We start from the raw sequence: 17,844 nt of genomic DNA on the forward strand, positions 1-17,844 counted from the left end.
ATGCAAATTTTATTCAATTACAACCATTAAGCCTTGATTGTTTGCCATACGGCTATCATAAACTAATCAATACTTAATTACTGATAAATAATTAATTAAAACTTTATTGTTTAAAGAAAGTATATAGAATATCTATACATCGCCGATCCGGTTATATACCAGCTCATCCTCAAAAGCATTTATATTTTAGCATCAACTTAGCATGGCCCATATAGGTTATCAGGCATCACATGAACAATTTGCGCCAAGCGCACTCATTAAATACGCTACAATGGCCGAGCAGGCAGGATTCAGAGCCATAAATTCGTCCGATCATTTTCATCCCTGGAGTGAGAGCCAGGGGCAAAGCGGCTTTTCGTTTGCCTGGCTGGGCGCTGCTATGCAAGCTACTCATATTCCTTACGGTATGGTGTGTTCGCCGGGACAACGTTATCATCCGGCTATTATAGCACAAGCGGCTGCTACATTAGCCGAAATGTTTCCGGATAGATTTTGGATAGCTTTAGGCAGCGGCGAAGCTATTAACGAAACCATCACCGGCCAAAAATGGCCTGCTAAGCCCGAACGGAACGCCCGGCTTTTAGAATGCGCTCAGATTATCCGGCGCTTGTTTGCCGGCGAAACGGTTACTCACCACGGATTGGTTACGGTAGAAAATGCTAAATTATACACCCGCCCCCAAAAACCACCACTAATTTTGTGTGCTGCTGTTACTAAAGAAACTGCTGCATGGGCCGCTACCTGGGCAGATGGTATTATAACTGTACACAAACCCCATAAACAACTGAAAGAAGTGGTAGATGCATTTCGAAATAACGGAGGCGAGGGCAAACCGATGTATCTAAAAGTGCAATTGTCTTACGCTCATCACTACGATGATGCTTTGCAAGGCGCCCACGAGCAGTGGCGGGCTAATATTTTCCAGGGCAGTGTATTGGGCGATATGCCTACCACAGCACATTTTGATGCTGCCGCAGAATTTGTAAAACCTGAAGATTTAAAAGATATGGTACGCATATCGGCCGATGCTGATGAGCATATTAACTGGTTGCAACAGGACGTTAGCCTGGGGTTTGAAAAGATTATTCTTCATAACGTTAATCGCGACCAAGAAACTTTCATCCGTGATTTTGGAAAACTGGTGTTGCCGCAATTGATGCACGACACAGACGAGGAGGACCAACAATTTTAGGTTATGGAAAAAGCGATGAATGATTTTAAATCTGGCTTACCCGATGCCAATTGCTGCAATAAAGCACAGATTACGCAAACTATTTATTTAGGATGCCATAAAGTGATTTGCAAAGCCACCAAGGTAAAAGAGAACAGCTATTTCAGGTGGGAAGTAACTTACATCAGTCAGTAACAGATAATGCATTTGAAAAATGATGAATAAGATTGAAATTTTTATCTGATGCAAAAAAGGATACTAAATAGATAATTGACAATTTTTGAAACCCTTTGCCAAAAGGTATAGTTACCCTTAGGTTAACATTATTAACAAAAAGTAAATTAAACACATTGCATTATGGGAAAAGATAATAATGGAGGATATGTTCCACCAAAGGGAAAGCCATCGGGCAGCGGTCGTGAAACACATGGATTAAAAGATGCCTTTGCAGTTACTGACCCTGAAAATGAAACCGAAATTGCTTCAAAATATACCGAAGATGGAGGCGATGAACCGGCTGAGGGTGTACCTATGCGCCACCCCAACCGCCATTTACATAAAGGTGAAGATTTAGGAGAGAACGATAATAGTAATAACGGTTAAAGCTAATACCTATGGAGATTATAGCCAAAGAAGAGTTTACAGAACTCATGAACTACAAAGGCGAAAATTGCATTTCGATTTATATGCCCACCCACCGGTCGGGCGTTGAGGTAAACGAAAAACAAGATGCTATTGTATTCAAGAATGCCTTGCAACAAGTAAACACCGAGTTGCAGAATAAAGGTCTGAATTCGCAAACCATCGAAAAGTTACTGCAACCTGGATTTGAGCTGTACAACAACAGCATGTTCTGGAATAATCAGATGAACAGCCTGGCTGTGTTTTTAGGGAACGATTTTGTAAAAGCGGTACAATTACCTTTTCCAGTAAAAGAAGAGGTTTTTGTAAATCATTCTTTTCTGGTTAGCCCGCTGCTGCCGGCTATCAGCAATAAGCAAGATTTTTATTTACTGGTGCTTAGCAAAAAAGACGCTAAGTTTTACCAGGGGAATGCCTTTGGATTGCAGCGTTTAGAGGTACAAGGCCTGCCTAATGGAATGGACGATGTAGTACATTTTGAGGAAAAAGAAGACCAGCAGTTGTTTCGCCAAGGTGGTAAAGGTGGCACCGGCAGCGCCAGCTTTCATGGCCATGGTGAGGGGCAACCGGATGATAAAGTTAATTTGGCCATTTACTTCCAGGAAGTAGATAAAACTCTATTTACCGAAGTGTTGCATGATAAACATGTGCCTTTGGTGTTGGCTGGGGTGGAATACCTTATTCCAATTTACAAAGGATTAAGTAAGTATAATTATATAGCTGAAGAAGCGATTACAGGCAACCAGGAACATGAGAGTAGCCATGTTTTGTTTGACAAAGCTTGTGAAATATTGCAGCCGTACTTTAAGCAAGAAACCAACAAGGCCCTGCAAAACTATTATAACCAAATAGCTACGCCTTTAACTTCGTCGATGCCAGATAAGGTTGTACCCGCCAGCTTTTACGCTCAGATATCAGACTTGTTTGTGTGTAAAGGTGAACATATCTGGGGTACATTTAACGAAACCGACAACGTTTTAGAAATCCACGCCGAAAAACAGGAAGGTGACGAATGCCTGATTGATCTGGCAGCTGCCAAAACGTATACCAACGGCGGAGCCGTCCATCTGTTAGAAAAAGAAAAAATGCCTAAAGAAAGCGTAATTGCTGCCTTTATGCGCTATTAACAACAATCGAGTCCGGTCGCTAATCTACTTTGCGGCTGGACTTCATTTAACAATTAAAGCAAGAGACACCATGAACCAAGAAAACAATCAATTGAAAGATCAGGCCAATAAGCCACTGGAAGAAAAAGAGGGTCTGAAAGATACTAACCTATCCGGTGAAGCTATCAGAAAAGGAGCTAACGAAGTAGACCAGTTGGATAAAATAAAACAGAACGTTTCGGATGGTGGCCGCGATGCTTATCAAGAAAAGCAGGCTGGTACGCCTCCCACTACAGAACCATCAGATGAGCAGTAAGCTAACATTTAGTGTTAGCTTACTGCATTTAATTTAAAAATCAAACTTTACGTAAGTACGTAAGCCGAGTTTAGGGGCGTCGGGGTTGGCGAGGTACGAAAAACGCCTTACCAAATCAAACCTTAACACTTTAAATATATTGCCTACACCAATACTGCCTTCCATGTAAGGCCCTCTAGCCAGTGAATAAGTGGTTGCCTGACCTAAACCATTGGTTGGGAACCGTAATAGCGACGGATCATTAGCAGGGTTGTTTTCGCTGCGTACACCGCCCCATAAACTTTTAAAGTTTATAATCTCGCGCAGCTTTAACCGGCGCAACAGTGGCACCTTGTTAAACAAAAAGCCGTTAAAGTTATGGTCAATAGTCAGGCTGGCATAGTGGTCGCTCACAAATTCCTGAAAGTTCATCAGGTTGAACGACTGAAACTGGAAAGCATAACTTTGATTAGCCCGGTGTATGTCCATCAGCGGGAAAGGCACCCTACCAAACAGGTATCCACCCTCGCCGCTTACATCAGTAAAACCTAACTGCGAAAGGTAGAAGCGCTTGCTGATGTTGCCGACTACATTCTGATAATTATAATCGCCGCCTAAAAAGTCTTTTAATCCCTGAGTATAGCGAAGGGTGTAAATTGGATATTTATCAGGGATTGGTGTACGGTACAATTTACCCTGGTAAAACTTCTCATGGGGAGCATAACGTAGTTGCGCCGAAACCTCGGTAGTATGAATCAGGTTAACATTATTTAACGCGCCGCTGGGCAGCAGGTTCTGAAACTCGAGCGCTCCGGCCGGGCTTTGGTTCCATTTTTTAAAACCGATAGCGTACGAGAAGTGGTTGAGGTATTCGTGCACATAATCCAGTTTAAAAATATCGTTGTATAACCATTGGTCATTAGCGCCACGTTTAAAGGATAGCAAAAAATTGCTCTCTTGCACAAACTCCAGTTCCTGACCGGGCACTTTGGTATCATGCTGAAAACTGGCCCTGATATAATTTTGCGGGAATGAATAAATAGATTTGTTGTTAAGCGAGTAGGTAGAACTCAAAAAGTATTTAAACTTTTGGTCGCGGGTACCATAAGCGCCATAAGTTTCGAAATAATAACGCTTGCTTAAAGCCGTAGTAGTACGGCCGCCAAGCCGGGCTCTAAAACCTTCTACCGGGTTAAAGCTGTAAAAAGTATTTACCGGCCCCATCTCAAATGGGCCAAAGTTTTTATAACCTGCCAGCACTAGAGTGGCAATATCCATGGTGCGTTTAAACGACGGGATAGTTTGCAGGCTGTCTACGTTTTTATAAAGACTGGCAGATACAGCATCTAAAGTATCCGGGCGACTATTGTTCCAATACTGATCGTCTTTGGCATCAGATTTTTGAGCATAAGTCAGCGCCGGTCCGTCATAGGTTTCTTTAGGGCGGGGCTGATTAATTTTAAAGTTGTTAATAGTTACCAAACGCTCGCCGTAAACCCCGGTACCTTTTTCTTTATTAATACCAAATTCAATTTTCAGGTTACTTTGGCTTAAATGATAACGACCATCCGCGTTTTTATCGAACGACAGGAACGCTTGCATCTGGCGTACAAAGTTAAGGTCGATATTTTTGTTGACGGTTAACACTGCGTTTTGCACCGCATAGTTGCCATCCATGGTGATATATATCTTACCCTCAAACAGTTTATTAATCGTGTTACGCGGCGTAAAGCTCAGCTCAATTAATTTAGGCGACTGGTCTTTAAGCGTATCGGTAATAAAGAACTTATAAAAATCGGGAGAGTGGTCGGCTATGGGGCTAAGCAGTTGATTGCTTAATAACGACACATTGTTATCATAGATATTGATATCCTGATACATGCGGTTAAAGTAGGTGGTGAGGCCCTGGTTATCTACAAAGTTTTCATCGTATTTAACTTGCTTGTTGGCCTCAATCACCTGCTTTTGCGTGAAGGGAACTTTGCGATAATAATTATCCGAAAGCTTCTCTTCCATATATAAAGGCAGCAATGTTTTACCGCCAATAGCAGTTGAATCTTGCTGGCGAAACATAAACTGGTAATTTTTAAATATGCGCTTGTTTTTAAACTTGTCCGACAGGTTACTGAGCGAAAATATCATACGCTCGTATTGCCGGTATTCTGCATAGTTATAACTTTCTAACTGATTTTGCTTTTTATGAGCAATCACCTGCCTGATGAGCTCGACCGCAGGGTTGTTTTTATTGGTGTATTTTTTCTTTTTGCTGGCTTTTACTACCACATCACCTAACAGGCGGCTATCTTCGGTTAAAGCAAAATTCACCTCCTGCTCTTTACCGGGGTCAATAGTTTTAACTACAGTTTTGTAACCTACGTAAGTTACCTTAACCTGGTTAAAATTATCGGTAGTTTTAAGCGTGTAATGTCCGTTGTTGTCTGTAGCTACAGCCTGGGTAGTGCCGTTAAAGCTTACCGTAACAAACGGTAATGCTCCTTTGGTTTTAACATCGGTAACTACGCCTTTAATTAATGTACCCTGTGCGTAAAGGTTAGTAAAGGTGCCTGCCAGTAGCAGCAGAAAGAATATTGTTTTAGTAAAAAGTTTCATGACCGGTAAGGGTTGAGAATAAGTGCACAAAAATGGAACGATGTTGGGACGCCGCTAACTTTCAGCATTCATTATTAAATGCTACAAAATTCTATCAGGGGCAGCCTAAGGTAGAAGTGTGCAGGCAGCACGTTCGGAGTTTTTGTGTTATAGTGAACATTGGTTTAAGTACCTGCTACAAAAGTGCACCAGGTATTTAATATTCGCAACGCTTTCAAACTGGAATTACAATTCCATTATAATTATCTTACAATTCACTTACATTTAGTCACACAAAGCACATTACGTTCTTAATTATTTACGAATAACGAAAAATAAGTTTAATCAAACGTTTGATTATTATTTTACTTAGACGTCATATGTACTTGTATCAACTGAATAAATTTGCAAAAAATAATGCGCCAACTTAATATTTATTAAGGCGTGATGTAAGCAATAAAAGAGTTTTGATATCAGTTGCGTTTTTGAGATCTACCCGAATTTTCAGCAAACAGCATCAAATCATTTTTTAAGAGCATCAAAACTTTATTATATTTAATACAACGGCAAAACCTAACCTCATGGCTCATATTATTAAGCTGCTTACAGCATTGCTTATTACCAATACTATAGTTTATGCACAGCAAAAAACAACGGTCGGTAACGCTTACCATTTTACGGATAGCGTTACGGTTAAAGTGCATCCGGTTTATGATAGCGTGAGTGGTGCGCACCGATGGTTATTTGGCAAAAATTATCGTAAAGAGTGGGCAACACCGGTAAAGTTGCCGCTTATTAAAATATCAGAAGTTTACGGTGGCTTAAAGCCTTTGCGCCAGGGTGGCGGCATGCAGTCAAAATCGTTAAGGCTGCTTGATAAGCAAGGCAAAGAATGGGTAATTAGGAGCGTTGAGAAAACGCCCGAAAAGCTGCTGCCCGCTAATTTAAAAGGAACTTTTGCGGTAGATTGGTTTGATGACGCCCTGAGCAGCCAGCATCCATTTTCGGCCCTGGTGGTGCCACCCTTAGCCGAAGCCGCCGGCGTGGCCCATGCTAACCCAGTTATTGGGGTAATGGCGCCTGATGCCGCTTTAGGCGAATACAGCAAGATTTTTGATGGCCTGGTAGTGCTGTTAGAGGAGCGGGAGCCGACAGGAAAATCAGACAACACCCTGAAAATGCTAAACGAGCTTAAGGATGACTATGATAACCGCTTCAACTCCGAACAATTTTTACGTGCTCGGATGCTGGACTTATTACTGGGCGACTGGGACCGCCACGAGGACCAATGGCGCTGGGCCAGTGTAAAGAAGGGGAAAGAGAAAGTTTACTACGCCGTTCCGCGCGACCGCGACCAGGTGTTTCACGTTAATGAAGGCATCATTCCTTCCCTGGCGGCATTATCATGGATTAGCCCCACGCTCGATCATTTTGACGGCAACATTCCGAGGGTAAAATACTCTTTATTTAAAACGCGTTTTATCCAGCCTTATCCGGATGCGCAAATAAGCTATCAGGATTGGATGCGCATTGCAAACGATTTTGTGAAAAATGAAACAGATGCCGTGCTCGAAGCAGGCCTAAAACGCCTGCCGCCCGAAGTTTATCAATTACGCCACCAGGAGTTATTAGACAAACTAAAACAACGGCGCAACCATATCCCGGCCGCCATAGACGAGTATTACCGCTTCATCAACAAAACGGTAGATCTGCGTACCAGCGATAAAAATGAGTTAATAACCATTTTAGATGCGCCCGATAAAGGTATGCGCATCCAAATTACCAAATTAAATAAGAGTGGACAACCTAAAGAGGCGTTGTTATTAGACCATGTTTACCGTCCTGAGATAACCAAAGAAATCAGGATTTATACAGAAGGCGGTAATGACCAGGTTAAAATTAATGCTGCTAACTCCCCAATTCGCATCCGTGTTATTGGCGGCAGTACCGGTCAAAAGCTTTATGATGTAGAACAAGCTAACCATAAAATCAAAATTTATAATCGGGCCGATAGTGTTGCCTTTAACGGAAATGCGCATTTAATAAGCACACACTTATCAAACGACACCTTAAATACCCACTTTGTACAAAGTAACCCATACAACGTTTGGATGCCGCTGGCTACCGCAGCCATTAATGCCGACGATGGCTTTTTACTGGGTTTAGGTTTTAAATATACCCGTCGCGAGGGCTTTCGTAAACTACCTTATGCCAGTACACAGCAGTTGTTACTTACTCACTCTTTTGCTACCAACGCCTTCCGGATACGCTATGCCGGCGAGTGGATACAGGCAGTAGGCCAGGCAGATTTTACGCTGAATGCCTTTATACAAGCACCCGATAATACACTCAACTTTTTTGGCCGCGGCAATGAAACGGTATTAAACAAATTTCCGGGCTATCGCAGATTTTATCGAACGCGTTATAATACCTTCCAGTTTGACCCTGCCCTACGCTGGCGAACCGGGCAAAACAGTACCATCAGTGCAGGGCCTTCCTTGCAATTTTATCATCTGGATTTACAGGAAAACGCCGGTCGCTTTATCAATAATACCTCGTTAATCAATGCTTATGATAGTGCTTCGATAAACCGTGATAAAGCGCATATAGGTTTACTAATTAACTATACCAGCAATCAGCGTAATAACAATATTTTACCCAGTCAGGGTTATTTTTTAAATCTAAGGTTTCAGGGCTATACCGGCCTCAATCAGTACGCCAAAGCCTTCATTCAAATCAGGCCCGAATTTATTTATTATCAAAAGCTAAACGCTAAGGGCACCATTGTTTTAACCGACCGCGTAGGCGGTGGTATAAGCATTGGTAAACCGGCATTTTACCAGTCGATGTTTTTAGGCGGACAAGGCAATTTGCTAGGCTATTTGCAAAACCGCTTTGCCGGCGACCATATGTTTTATAATAACCTGCAAGGCCGTGTTAAACTGTTTGACGTTGCCAGCTACATCCTGCCCGGCCAGTTAGGCATTACCGGGTTTTATGATACCGGCCGGGTTTGGGTAAAAGGAGAAAGCTCAAACCAATGGCACACCGGTACAGGCGGAGGTTTATATTTTGCCCCGGCAAGCTTAACCGTAATCCAGGTGCTGGCTGGTCATTCGGCTGAGGGTTGGTATCCGTACGTTTCTTTAAACTTTAGGCTATAATGGGCAAAGCTTGTTATATTGTAGTAAACTTCATCTTGAAAAACGGCTCTGATGGGGTAAAAAAGGCACATTGATTAAAAATTGATTAATTTTGCTCGCTTATCATATATTAATATGGGTATCCGGCAGTTTGAGCAAAATCCGTTTCAGCAATGCATTTCCTTTCATGTACTTTTAGACCACCTGGAAAAAATAGCGCGCGAAGAAACAGGGTATGCTGCCGAACGTGCCCAAGCTCTGCTCAATGAAGCTGTAGCTTATCCTAAACTGCGCGACGGGATGAGCGAGGGGTGGGAAATTGATGAGCATATGCCTGTCATTAAACACCTCGTAGCCGACTTATTTCCTGCCGCATTAACGCAAAATGAAATAAAGGCGGTAACTATCCCCTTTCAAAATATTCTGTTTAACCGTACCGAGCGGTTAAAAAAAATATTGCATGCTGCCGGCAACAGCTTTGACATGACCATCCGCAATTTTGATGATCATCAATTTTACGTAATGAGTTGTTGCCTTATCCTCAATGAGTTCTATCAAACGCAGCTCGATTTTGGCAAACCCATGTTTTATGATATCCCTACGGCCGAAGGGGTGATTAAACATTACCGCATTATATATAATGCAGATTTTTTAGACATTATACCTACCAATAAGGCCCGAAAGCTAACGCCGGAAGATATAACCCGGTTAGTTAACAGTTACGATGATTTAGCTTTATGGATGGAGATGTTTCCGCCAGGCAGCTACATTCTCAAAGGCTTCGCGCTTATAACGCTGTTTGATGTTACGGTAGAAAACGCCGTATCAGTTTTAAAGGGTACGCTGCTCACCAACCTTAGTGAGGTAGATGTGGAACAGGATTTTGAATCGATATTTCGTTCTATTTACCGGATTCCGGATCTGCACGTAGGCTTTACCGCCTTTGATGCCGACGAGAATAAATTTAGTAGCATTACCAACATTCGCAAAATAAAGAGCTACATACTTAATGATAGTATGGAGGCTGTTTGCACCGACATTTTAGGGCCAAAATCTTTTGCTGCCATTATGGGTAAAAGTGATTTCTTTGCCGTTTCGGACACAAAGCAGTTTTTTTTAGAACACCCGGAAAGCGAACTGGCACACCAGTTTTTAAAACAAAACATTCATAGCTTTATATTGGCCCCGGTAGTTAAAGATGGGGTAACACTGGGTATTTTGGAACTAACTTCGCCCCGGCCCCATGAGCTCAACAGTGTTAATGCACATAAACTCGATACGGTAATGCCGTTTTTAGTAAACACTATTGACCGGCAAATTTCCTTTATGCAAAACCGCATTCAAGCAGTTATACAAAACGAGTATACTACCCTTCACCCAAGCGTACAGTGGAAATTCAGGAAAGAGGCGCAAAAATATATTGAGCGCCAGGAGCATCACCTCGAATATAACTTGCGAGAAGTAGTTTTTGATGAGGTGTATCCGCTTTACGGTCAAATTGATATCAAGGGCTCATCCAACACCCGTAACCTCAGCATTCAGAAAGATCTGCATAACCAGTTGGCTGCACTGATGCTGATAGTTGAAATGATGGATGAAATGCCGGAACAGGCGGCCTACATGGAAAAACTGCAGGAATTTGAAACGCTTACACATAATTTTTTAACGCTGGTACGCACAGATACCGAGCAGTACATCCAATATTTTATCGAAAGTAAAATTCATCCGCTGCTTTACTCGCTACAATCGTCGCCCATATACAGTAAGGCTATTGCCAATTATTTTAAGCAGTTAGATAAAACCAACGGCTCTTTTTATACTTACCGCCGCAAATACCACACTACGGTTTCAATCACTAATCAAAAACTGGCATCGCTGTTAGATGCGCGCCAAACCGAAGCCCAGCAGATGTTTCCGCACTATTACGAGCGCTTTAAAACCGACGGCGTTGAACATAATTTATATATCGGCTCGGCTATTTCGCCTAAGTATGCATTTGCCAAACGGCATTTGCATAATCTGCGTTTATGGCAGCTGCAAACACTTTGCGAGATGGAGCAAGCACATCACCAGCTTAAATCTACCTTACCTTACCTGCTCGAGGTAACTACGCTAATCCTGGCCTTCAGCTCATCATTGTCGATCAGGTTCCGGATGGATGAAAAACGTTTTGATGTAGATGGCACTTACAACGCCCGCTTTGAAATAGTAAAGAAACGGATAGATAAAGCCTACATTAAAGACACCAGCGAGCGCATTTGCGAACCCGGTAAAATAACTATTGTATACGCCAGCCCTAACGAAGAAACCGAATATCGCGGATACATTAAAACCATGCAGGACCGCCGGTTATTGGGCAACAAGATTGAGGTGCTGGAGGTAGAAGATTTGCAAAGTGTTTCGGGATTAAAAGCACTCCGGATAAATATATTACACGAATAAACCCACAGAGCGAGCTACTTATAGCTTGAGACTGCTGTTTGTTAACTACCAAAACCTTTATTTTCTTTTTAAGAAAACCATTTATTTCCCCCGTGTTACTATTAAGGCTACTGTGCGTTGGCAAACAGCCGCAGTGAGTTATGCAATACTTAAATTAAAGCATAAAACTTATGGAAAACACAACCAACCAAGACCCTACAGAAAAGTATGTAAGCGAACCGTTTTCGGAACAGCAGCAGGACGCTCCGGGAACCGAAACCGAATTGCAGCCTAAAGCCGATCATGGCGAAAACTCCTACAAAGGATCGGGCAAATTGACAGGCCGCAAAGCTATTATCACCGGCGGCGACTCGGGCATTGGCCGTGCTGTAGCTATTGCTTACGCACGCGAGGGCGCCGACGTTTTAATTTCGTATTTTAATGAAGACGAAGATGCCCGACAAACTGCCAAATTTATTGAAGAAGCTGGCCGAAAGGCAGTATTGGTAAGCGGCGATATCCGCGATGAAGCACATTGCCAGAAAATTATTGATACCGCTGTGGCCGAGTTTGGTCAGATTGATATCCTGGTAAACAATGCTGCTTTCCAGATGTCGCGCCAGTCGTTGCAGGAAGTGAGTACTGAGGAATGGGACCGCACTTTTAAAACCAACATTTACCCGATGTTTTATTTGTGCAAAGCGGCCGAGCAACACTTAAAGCCAGGTGCTACCATCATTAACACCACCTCGGTAAATGCTTATAAACCCCGGCCAACTTTAGTAGCCTATGCAGCTACAAAAAGCGCTATCCAAAACTTTACCTCGAGCATGGCGCAACTGTGGGCCGAAAAAGGTATAAGGGTTAATTGCGTAGCACCAGGCCCCATCTGGACACCACTCATCCCATCTACCATGACGCCTGATGAGGTAAAATCATTTGGGCAGGATGTACCGCTTAAACGTGCCGGTCAGCCCGCCGAACTGGCCGCTGCTTATGTATTACTGGCGTCAGAAGATTCAAGTTATATGACCGGTTCTACCATACAGGTAACCGGCGGCTCTCCAACCATTTAACACATTTAGTTACACCGAATATTATGCCCCAATAGCCAGTAACACGTTGGCTATTGGGGTTTTTCTTGCCTTATACATAGCAAATCGCAATAAATAATTCGATTTTTAAAATCAAAGGCTATCTTTGCTTCATAAATTCTTAAGGGGTGCCTTGCTTTGAGCAATCAAAACACAAAGACAGGCTGAGATCATACCCATTGTTGAAGTTATCCAGTTAAGCTTTTAGCAGCCGTGTTTATTACGGTTAACAATGCTAAAGCTTCCAACAGTAAACTTCAACATGCACCTGATCCGGGTAATGCCGGCGTAGGGAGAGGTAATAAAGTTAAGTGTACTGCACGCAATTTACACCCTTAGCGGGCAGATGGTTTAACGCAATTTTTATTAACAATTGAAAAATTTTTACTTAGCACTTGTGGCCCTGCTACTACCTATGCTGGCAGCCGCCCAATTTTCTGTATCCGGTAAAATTACCGATCAAACCAACGGTGAGCCTTTAGCCGGGGCAACCGTTACGCTGCAAAACGCATCATCATTAACTACCAACAGCAGCACCAACGGCAGCTACGAATTTAACAACGTAAAAGCCGGAAATTACACCCTCAAGGTAAGCTACGTAGGTTACCAGTTATTTAATCAAAATTTAAACGTAAACGGCAACCATGTCATCAACGTTAGCCTCAACACTAATAATTTTACAGCCGAAGAGGTAACCGTAAGTGCTACCCGTGCTTCGGCTAAATCGCCGACGGCCTTTACCAACCTGCGCAAACAGGACCTAGAAAAAAATAATCTTGGGCAGGATTTACCTTATTTGCTTAACCAAACGCCATCGGTAGTTACTACATCTGATGCCGGGGCTGGCGTAGGTTATACAGGTATACGCATCCGCGGATCGGACGGTACCCGTATTAACGTAACCGTAAACGGCATTCCGCTTAACGACGCCGAGAGCCAGGGCAGCTTTTTTATTAACCTGCCAGATTTTGCCTCCTCAGTAAATAATATTCAGATACAACGAGGGGTAGGTACATCAACCAATGGTGCGAGTGCCTTTGGTGCCAGCTTAAATATTCAAACCACCACCCGACAAGATACAGCCTACGCCAACATCAACACCTCTGCCGGCTCGTACGGAACGGTTAAAAACACCGTGCAGTTAGGATCAGGCCTGCTTAACGGGCATTTTAGTTTGGATGGCCGCTTATCGCGCATTGCATCTAACGGCTATATTGACAGGGCTACCTCTAACCTGCTTTCTTATTATTTAAGCGGCGCTTATTATACTAAAAACAGCACCCTGCGTGCTAATGTTTTTGCCGGTCGCGAACGCACCTACCAAGCATGGAATGGTATACCCGATTATGTTATTGGCGACGACAGCTATGCCGCTGCCAACGGGATACCCGATAACCGCCGTTATAATGAACTGGGCTTTTTAGGTAAAAACCTGACGCCATCTTACCAGCGTTCTAACTTTTATGATAACCAAACGGACAACTATCAGCAAAACCACTACCAGCTACTATACGACAGGCAGTTAAGTGACAAGCTATCATTTAGCGGTGCTTTACATTATACCAAAGGCAGCGGTTATTACGAAGAGTATAAGATTGACCAACCAGTAACTAAATATGGCTTAACCCCGGTAATGCTAAACGGTACCGCCATCAATAATACCGACCTGGTCCGCCGCTTATGGCTGGATAACGACTTTTATGGCGTAACCTACTCCTTAAAATATCATCCGCAAAAAACCCTTAACTTAATTTTGGGTGGTGCTTACAATGAGTATAAAGGTGCTCATTTTGGCAACATTGTTTACACGGCGCAAAGTGCAGGCATCCCGCCGAATTATGAATACTACCGCGACAATGCTAACAAAAAAGACTTCAACATTTTTGCCCGCGGCGAATGGACGTTAGGTCAGGTATTATTATATGCTGACATGCAATACCGTCATATTGATTACTCCTTTTTAGGCTTTGACCGTAACCTGAACAACATTCAGCAAGATGCCAAACTAAATTTTTATAACCCTAAGGCCGGTATTACTTACAACATTGATAACAGGAACAATGTGTACGCCTCTTTTTCGGTAGGTAACCACGAACCTAACCGCGACGATTTTACCAACTCTACACCGCAAAGCCGACCCAAGCCAGAAAATCTGAAAGATTTTGAGGCGGGTTACCGTACGGCAGGTAAAAACTACAGTGCAGGCATCAACGGCTTTTATATGCTTTACAAAAACCAATTGGTGCTAACCGGTGCTTTAAATGATGTAGGTGCAGCCATCCGCAGCAACGTAAAAGACAGCTACCGTGCGGGCATTGAGGTTGATGGCCGGGTAAATATATTTTCTAAATTAACGTGGGCCGCCAATGCCACCTTAAGTACTAACAAGGTTAAAAATTACCAGCAGTTTTTGTATAACGAAGACAATGATACTTACGTGCAGCAACAGTACAGTAAAACCAATCTTGCGTTTTCACCATCTTTTATAGGCGGCAGCGAGCTTAGCTTTTCGCCAATTAAAAACGGAAGCATTGCGTTACTAAGTAAATATGTAAGCCGCCAATACCTGGATAATACATCAAACACCAACACCGGCAGTTTAACCGTTAACCCGGCAGTGGCCAACAACAAGTATGCTTATCACCGCTACTTGGATGGTTATTTTGTGAACGATATACGCCTGAATTATAACTTTAAGGTTAAAGGCGTTAAAAACGTAGGCGTAAGTTTATTGGTTAACAATATATTCAGCGCCAAATACGAATCTAACGGTGCTACTTATGCAGGCATCAGCGGTGGCTATGTAAATAACTATAACTACATTTTCCCGCAGGCGCCGATTAACTTTTTGGCAGCGCTTAATCTAAGTTTTTAACCCCACCCTGCCCTCTCCGAAGGGGAGGGTTCTTTGGATTTACAGGATTGCCGGGGATGATGAATATTAAAAAGCCCTCTCCTTTGGAGAGGGTTTGGGAGAGGTCGAGGTTATGCATTTTATAGAACTTTTAAACGAACAAATACGGCAAACTACTTTTTTAGAGTGGGTTGCCGTTTTGCTGGGTGTTGCTGAGGTATTGCTGGCGCGTAACAACAACGTATGGCTTTACCCGGCAGGTATTGGTAGTTCGGCCATCACTATTTTCCTGCTGTTAAAAGTAGGATTGTTTGCCGAATCGGCTTTGAGCGCTTACTATGTGGTAATGAGTATTTATGGCTGGTATGTATGGTCGCGTCGGGCCGGCGAACCGCCGGTTAAAATTGCATACGCTACCCGCCACGAGTGGGTTATTACCCTGCTTATCAGCTTAATCGGCTGGGGCGTTATCTACCTTATCCTACATCACTTTACCAGCTCAACCGTACCAGTTTGGGATTCTTGGGTATCGTCAACCGCATGGGCAGGTACCTGGTTACTGGCCCGCCGCCGTATCGAAAACTGGCTGGTACTTAATGTAAGTAACCTATTTGCTATCCCATTACTGTTTCATAAAAACTTAGCGCTGTTTGCTGCGCTTACTATATTTTTATTTATTGTAGCCTTTTTTGGTTATTTCGATTGGCGCCGCTTATACCTGCGGCAAAAGCAATCACCAGCTTATTAATATGATTAACACTGTTCCTCACCCATCCAGCTTTCTGCAACCCGAATGGGTAAAAACCATTCGGCAGGATGCTTTTGCTGCCGAACAAGCCGGGATGCTACAGCCTCAACAGTTAGAGCTCGTTTACGAGGAGCAATGGTTTAAACTGTTAGTGCCTAAAATATATGGTGGATTGGAAATGCCGCTACCCGAACTCATCAGGCTGGAAGAAGCTTTGAGTTGGGCCGATGGCAGTTTGGGTTGGGTAATTACGCTTTGCGCCGGTGCAGGCTGGTTTGGGGGATTTATTAACCCCGAAGCTGCCCGGCAGATATTTGCCGACCCTAAAGTTTGCCTGGCGGGCAGCGGCGCATCTACCGGTACTGCGCAGCAACTGGCCAACGGCTATAACATAAACGGGCACTGGCGCTATGCCAGCGGCGTACGCCATGCTACGCATTTCACGGCTAATTGTATTATTCAGCAAAATCAGGCCGATGTATTAGGTGATGACGGCAGTCCGGTGATATCCTCCTTTGTAATTGACCACCACCAGGCCGCGCAGGTACCGGCCTGGAAATACATAGGTATGATGGGTACTGGTAGCCATGCCTTTACAATTACCGATGCCAGCGTACCGGCCAACCGGTCGTTTACCATTGATGCATCTTCAGCGGTAATTGATACGTTGTTGTACCGCTACCCGTTTCTACAACTGGCCGAGGCTACTTTAGCAGCTAACCTATCGGGTATGTCGCAACATTTTATAGATTTATGCGGACCAGTATTTGAGCAAAAATTGAAAGAGTCGGAAAGGTTAACCGAAAAAGACCGAACAGTACTGATGGAAACCTATGCATCAATTGCGGCACAATTACAAACAGCCCGTGATGCTTTTTACCAGGCAGTAGATGCCTCCTGGACGGCCGAAATTGAAGATGAAAAAACTGCTGCAACTTTGCTATACCCCGTAAGCACAACCAGCCGTCAGTTGGCACGTGTTGCCCGCGAGAGTGTAGATAAGCTTTACCCCTATTGCGGCCTGCGGGCTGCCGCGCCCGATACCGAAATTAACCAGGTATGGCGCGATTTACACACGGCCAGCCAGCATGCACTGCTTACTTTTGAGGCATCGTAACAGGTAAAATAGCCAACTGAAATTTGAAGTAATTTAAAAATCGAGCGAGGTTTCGCTGATGAGCCGGTAGATGTCGTGCAGGTTACGGCCAAGCTCTTTATAATCCAGACCATAGCCTACCACAAATTCGTTATCAATCTCAAAGCCTACATAGCGTAGCTCTTCAATAGACGTTTCGAGCTTGCCGGGCTTAAGCAGCAGCGAGCACACCCGTATTGAGGCAGGTGATTGTAATTTTAGTTTCTCGATCAGGTAACTCAGCGTATTACCGGTATCTACAATATCTTCAATAATTACAATGTGCCTGCCGCTGATGTCAACCGTCAGCTCAATATCTTCGCGTATACGGCGGGTGGTGGACGTTCCACCGTAGTATGAAGCCAGCTTGGTAAACGTAATTTCGCACGGAATAGTAATTTGCTTAATTAAGTCGGCTACGAACAAAAAACTCCCATTCAGCACGCCAATAAAAATGGGGGTTTTACCCTCATAATCTGCATTTAGTTGTTTGCTTAGCAGGTTAATACGCTTTGCGATGGTTTCTGCTTCAATTAATGGCTCAAATGTTAAATCATCAATTTTCATGGTAGTTTATTTGAGTTTTCGAGCTAATATAACCCGGCAGCAATTAAGTTTTTGTTACTATGCTTCTATATACAATTAT

At 43.4% G+C, this 17,844-nt stretch carries 13 protein-coding genes; 11 read left to right on the forward strand and 2 right to left on the reverse strand.

Annotated features, from left to right (window positions below; genetic code table 11):
• Positions 1 to 202 precede the first annotated feature (202 nt).
• The 5 genes from AAGR14_RS20065 (at position 203) to AAGR14_RS20085 (ending at position 3,235) form a co-directional block, all read left to right on the forward strand.
• Entirely contained in the window at positions 203 to 1,192 is a 990-nt protein-coding gene (locus tag AAGR14_RS20065; protein WP_342646027.1) for a TIGR03885 family FMN-dependent LLM class oxidoreductase, read from the forward strand.
• A gap of 3 nt (positions 1,193 to 1,195) precedes the next feature.
• On the forward strand, positions 1,196 to 1,366 hold the full coding sequence (locus tag AAGR14_RS20070; protein ID WP_342646028.1) for a hypothetical protein: 171 nt from the start codon (positions 1,196 to 1,198) through the stop codon (positions 1,364 to 1,366).
• A 162-nt stretch (positions 1,367 to 1,528) separates the two neighbouring features.
• A complete protein-coding gene (locus AAGR14_RS20075) occupies positions 1,529 to 1,774 on the forward strand; it encodes a hypothetical protein (protein ID WP_342646029.1) in 246 nt (81 codons plus the stop codon).
• A gap of 11 nt (positions 1,775 to 1,785) precedes the next feature.
• Positions 1,786 to 2,940 carry a hypothetical protein gene (locus AAGR14_RS20080; protein ID WP_342646030.1) on the forward strand — a complete coding sequence of 385 codons (1,155 nt, stop codon included), beginning with the start codon at positions 1,786 to 1,788 and terminating at the stop codon, positions 2,938 to 2,940.
• 70 nt (positions 2,941 to 3,010) lie between these two features.
• Positions 3,011 to 3,235, forward strand: coding sequence for a hypothetical protein (locus AAGR14_RS20085; RefSeq protein WP_342646031.1), 225 nt, complete (start codon positions 3,011 to 3,013; stop codon positions 3,233 to 3,235).
• A 33-nt stretch (positions 3,236 to 3,268) separates the two neighbouring features.
• Here AAGR14_RS20085 and AAGR14_RS20090 read toward each other — a convergent pair whose 3' ends face one another.
• The gene (locus AAGR14_RS20090) at positions 3,269 to 5,824 is read right to left on the reverse strand and encodes a DUF5686 family protein (protein WP_342646032.1); all 2,556 of its coding nucleotides are present in this window, start codon (positions 5,822 to 5,824) and stop codon (positions 3,269 to 3,271) included.
• 560 nt (positions 5,825 to 6,384) lie between these two features.
• Here AAGR14_RS20090 and AAGR14_RS20095 point away from each other — a divergent pair.
• The 6 genes from AAGR14_RS20095 to AAGR14_RS20120 all read left to right on the forward strand — a co-directional run bounded on the left by AAGR14_RS20095 (position 6,385) and on the right by AAGR14_RS20120 (position 17,180).
• On the forward strand, positions 6,385 to 8,967 hold the full coding sequence (locus tag AAGR14_RS20095; RefSeq protein ID WP_342646033.1) for a BamA/TamA family outer membrane protein: 2,583 nt from the start codon (positions 6,385 to 6,387) through the stop codon (positions 8,965 to 8,967).
• A 114-nt stretch (positions 8,968 to 9,081) separates the two neighbouring features.
• The gene (locus AAGR14_RS20100) at positions 9,082 to 11,388 is read left to right on the forward strand and encodes a GAF domain-containing protein (protein ID WP_342646034.1); all 2,307 of its coding nucleotides are present in this window, start codon (positions 9,082 to 9,084) and stop codon (positions 11,386 to 11,388) included.
• Between the two features lie 170 nt (positions 11,389 to 11,558).
• The gene (locus AAGR14_RS20105) at positions 11,559 to 12,443 is read left to right on the forward strand and encodes an SDR family oxidoreductase (RefSeq protein WP_342646035.1); all 885 of its coding nucleotides are present in this window, start codon (positions 11,559 to 11,561) and stop codon (positions 12,441 to 12,443) included.
• A 391-nt stretch (positions 12,444 to 12,834) separates the two neighbouring features.
• Positions 12,835 to 15,336: a TonB-dependent receptor gene (locus AAGR14_RS20110; RefSeq protein ID WP_342646036.1), complete on the forward strand. Its 2,502-nt coding sequence runs from the start codon at positions 12,835 to 12,837 to the stop codon at positions 15,334 to 15,336.
• Positions 15,337 to 15,448: 112 nt separating this feature from the next.
• Entirely contained in the window at positions 15,449 to 16,063 is a 615-nt protein-coding gene (gene pnuC, locus AAGR14_RS20115; protein ID WP_342646037.1) for a nicotinamide riboside transporter PnuC, read from the forward strand.
• A 1-nt stretch (position 16,064) separates the two neighbouring features.
• The gene (locus tag AAGR14_RS20120; RefSeq protein WP_342646038.1) at positions 16,065 to 17,180 is read left to right on the forward strand and encodes an acyl-CoA dehydrogenase; all 1,116 of its coding nucleotides are present in this window, start codon (positions 16,065 to 16,067) and stop codon (positions 17,178 to 17,180) included.
• A gap of 33 nt (positions 17,181 to 17,213) precedes the next feature.
• Here AAGR14_RS20120 and hpt read toward each other — a convergent pair whose 3' ends face one another.
• Positions 17,214 to 17,765 (reverse strand): hypoxanthine phosphoribosyltransferase, encoded by a 552-nt coding sequence (gene hpt / locus AAGR14_RS20125; protein ID WP_342646039.1) that lies wholly within the window; start codon positions 17,763 to 17,765, stop codon positions 17,214 to 17,216.
• Between the last annotated feature and the right edge of the window lie 79 nt (positions 17,766 to 17,844).

The organism is Mucilaginibacter sp. CSA2-8R (genome assembly GCF_038806765.1).
Taxonomy (GTDB): Bacteria; Bacteroidota; Bacteroidia; order Sphingobacteriales; family Sphingobacteriaceae; genus Mucilaginibacter.